Source organism: Candidatus Aquicultor secundus (genome assembly GCF_002791875.1).
In the GTDB taxonomy this organism is placed as follows: domain Bacteria; phylum Actinomycetota; class Aquicultoria; order Aquicultorales; family Aquicultoraceae; genus Aquicultor_A; species Aquicultor_A secundus.
In genome coordinates, this window is record NZ_PFNG01000105.1 from 1,848 (window position 1) to 5,040 (window position 3,193).

Genomic DNA, 3,193 nt, shown 5'->3' on the forward strand with positions numbered 1-3,193 from the left:
ACAAACTCTCACACTAGCAATATATCACAAAGCTGTTGGTGCACGTGCGCCAAATTACCTTATTGTAGGCTCCCTTGAATCATTTCGTATGGGATGGTTCGAATTCCCTATTCTCCACCAGATAGTTCTTGGGCTGGTCAAGTAAAAATGGAAAGATTAGCTGAGTAAAACTCGGCCATGAAGGCATGTGTGCCTTCCACAAGCTGGCCAGAGGCCGTGTCTCGCATATTCAAACAATAGAGATTAAAGATGCATCAGAGCGCTTCAGAATTGCTTTAATAGCAACGTGGTCTTCCATGTTACGAGCCAGCCTATCAACTTTATGATAGTGAGATCAATTTAAGAAAAGGAAGCGATAGATGAAGAAACAGTAGAAAACTGACAAAAAATATTCTGGAGTACTTTTCCAGGTTAAGATATCGATTCACTGATACTACGACCGTACAATGGTAATAACTTACTGTTATATCATATACATGCCTGCTAATATATACTTACTATATGAAGCTAAGATGTATGTATTACCAGTAAGTAGAAGTACTGACGTCTACACGAGTAGCTGCCTTGAGACCTAAAGTAGCGCAAAATGGTGAGCATGGTGAGCGTTTTTGTTTTAGCAGCAAGCCGGGTATTAAACAGAATTATCTGCTTCAAGAAAAAAGAAGGCAGCGGTGAGGAAAAGCTACCCGCTTAGGATATTACCCGTGCTATAGAGTAGAGGCTTAACTATACCCCGGCTGATAGGAGGTGGGTGCTATGTGAATGTTTATCGTTTTTCTATCGTCGAGCAATTAAGTCAATAAATTAGGGAAAGGGTGATAAAATGTACAGGCTTGCTAAGGTCTTGACCTGCATGCTCATAATTATGGGTACGATGCTAAGCGCAGGTATTGCATTTGGGTATAGCGGTACCGGAGCGGCGTATTACGCTGATGTATACGCAACGTCCAGAAACTCCTCGTATCCAAGCTTCTCTTCTGATTGCACAAACTTTGTATCTCAAGCAATGCATACGCAATCGGGCAGTATGGGTGGCGGCTACCCTTTTAGATGGAGTGGTAGTTTACCATGGTATTGTTATAAATCATCAAGCGGATGGCAATATACCACGGCTTGGGTAAGGGCTAATACGCTGCGGAGCTTTTTGATAAACGATTACCCAGGCGGTTATGATTGGGGCGTATATAGCCCTCAACAATCGAACAGCAATATAGCTACATATGGCGATGCTATATTCTACGACTGGCAAAGCGATGGATGGTGGGATCATGCCTCGATGGAGGTCGCATATTCAAGCACCGATCCGAATAGCGGTTATCATGGGGACTTAGTAGATCAACATACAACTGACCGGTACCATGCGATCTGGAACCTCTGGCCATATAATGATAACCGCTGGACAACCAAAATTGATATAATGCACATCGATTCTTCAAACTAGAACTAGGAGGTTGAAATGAGGCTTTTAAAATATGCCGGTATCTTAGCTATCCTGGCTGCCATACTAGGTTCCTCCTTATTCTTTATAAGTAGGCCTAAAGAAGGTATAGCTGCAGGAAGCAAAAAGGTATTTACAGTCACTAAGCCAGGAATGGGAACATTCCAGGTCGAGGGCAGAAAAGATACGGTCGTACCAGATGACCCAAATCCTCTTGTCTATGATCCAAAACAAAGGGGATGGTCAGGAGATAAAACCCAGATTGAAGCGATCAAAAAGGTTATAGGGGATGCGCTGCAAGCAGAGTTAGACGCCGTGAAGGATGTAAACCGAGGCAAGGCTAGTGAATTTAAGCAGAAAAAACTTCCTCAATATTTTAGCGCAAAGACTAATGAGCTTAAAAAGAGGCAAGGGTATATTGATAAGAACAATACGATGAGCGATGATAGCGGAATTGTCGTTGCCGATAGCGCTGTTACCAAGATGGATTTTAAGGGTGTATCTGTAAACGGTAGTCAAGCCACAGCAGTAGTCGACGTATGGACACGGACCAGATACGAGAATACTAAAAACGCGATAGTATCAGAACCGGCCAACGCTCGCCAGCACATAATAGAACTCGAGCAAGAAAATGGCAACTGGCTGATTGTAAGCGATAAATGGGTGTTCATCCCTGGGTATGAGCCTTAGAAATAATTCTGCGCTTTGCACGTTTTTCTATGATCGATATGCAAGCTAGGTATGAGAATCAACAGGTACCGTCCGACATGGCGGACGGTACCTTCTTTGATTGCTAGCTGTGTTGATATAAACAGTCTTTCACTGCTTGGAAACAACAGTAGTAAGTGAACGTGAAACTTCCTTAACGTTACAAATGTTATTAAAATATGATATACGATTATGAGGCAGAACAAACGCTTTACTTATATTAAAGGTAGATTAATATGCGTAAATACAAAACGGTTATGTCTAGTCATCGTAAGCTGGTGGCAGTAACTGGTGGAAGCATAATTCTTTTAGTAATGCTGTTTATCGGCATCATCGTTAATTCCATAATCAATTACCTCGATACGTGGCCGACTGGTAATCCTTTACTGTCAGAATTGATCAATCCTACGACGATTATGATATTATCAGCGGCATTAGGTGCTCTCCTTGGCGGTATATTTACTGGACGCATCATAAAACAAAAAGCAATTTTTTATGGGCTTTTATCCATTCTGTTAATATTGATAATTGAATTATCCACCAACTATCCACAAGAGATGTTTATTATGGTTGGCCACAATACAATTTGGCCTTCCTTCCATTTTGCATTTTTTGAAAAAACACATGGTTATTACGTGACACCTATCTCTTGGTTTCTTGAGCTGATCTGCGGGCCGATAGGCGCATTTATTGGAGAACGGTTATAGTAGTAGAAAACAACGGACCGGGCTTAAATACGGTAAACTATCCAACTAAATTTAGTGATGTAATTGCTGTTGCTGCCACCGATGAGAACAATGAAATTTCATCTTTAGCAGTCATTGTCCAAAGGTTGATATTCTGCCCCGGCTATCGAGATACCCAGTGGGGGTATTATTGTGGTAGAATTTTTCGTATGTGCTTAACTATAAAAGTAGCTATTCAAGGGGGTGCGGATGGGCGGACATAAGTTTCAAGAAGAAATTCGCGCCCAGCCGCTACATGTATGGTCTGGTGTTTAGCGTTTAGTGTAGGACGTGTAAGCCGCTCGATAAAGTGTGGATGTAA

At 41.9% G+C, this 3,193-nt stretch carries 3 protein-coding genes; all 3 read left to right on the forward strand.

Annotated features, from left to right (window positions below):
- The first annotated feature begins 823 nt into the window (after positions 1-823).
- The 3 genes from COY37_RS04440 (at position 824) to COY37_RS04450 (ending at position 2,853) form a co-directional block, all read left to right on the forward strand.
- Positions 824-1,441, forward strand: a complete 618-nt coding sequence (locus COY37_RS04440) for an amidase domain-containing protein (protein WP_286976358.1) — start codon at positions 824-826, stop codon at positions 1,439-1,441.
- A 15-nt stretch (positions 1,442-1,456) separates the two neighbouring features.
- Positions 1,457-2,128 (forward strand): hypothetical protein, encoded by a 672-nt coding sequence (locus COY37_RS04445; protein WP_286976361.1) that lies wholly within the window; start codon positions 1,457-1,459, stop codon positions 2,126-2,128.
- A 254-nt stretch (positions 2,129-2,382) separates the two neighbouring features.
- Positions 2,383-2,853, forward strand: a complete 471-nt coding sequence (locus COY37_RS04450; protein WP_286976364.1) for a hypothetical protein — start codon at positions 2,383-2,385, stop codon at positions 2,851-2,853.
- Positions 2,854-3,193 lie beyond the last annotated feature (340 nt).

What these genes read in the sequence shown, in the direction of transcription:
- COY37_RS04440 (WP_286976358.1), top strand. Translation starts at nt 824, where the DNA reads ATGTACAGGCTTGCTAAGGTCTTGACCTGCATGCTCATAATTATGGGT.
- COY37_RS04450 (WP_286976364.1), top strand. Translation starts at nt 2,383, where the DNA reads ATGCGTAAATACAAAACGGTTATGTCTAGTCATCGTAAGCTGGTGGCA.
- COY37_RS04445 (WP_286976361.1), top strand. Translation starts at nt 1,457, where the DNA reads ATGAGGCTTTTAAAATATGCCGGTATCTTAGCTATCCTGGCTGCCATA.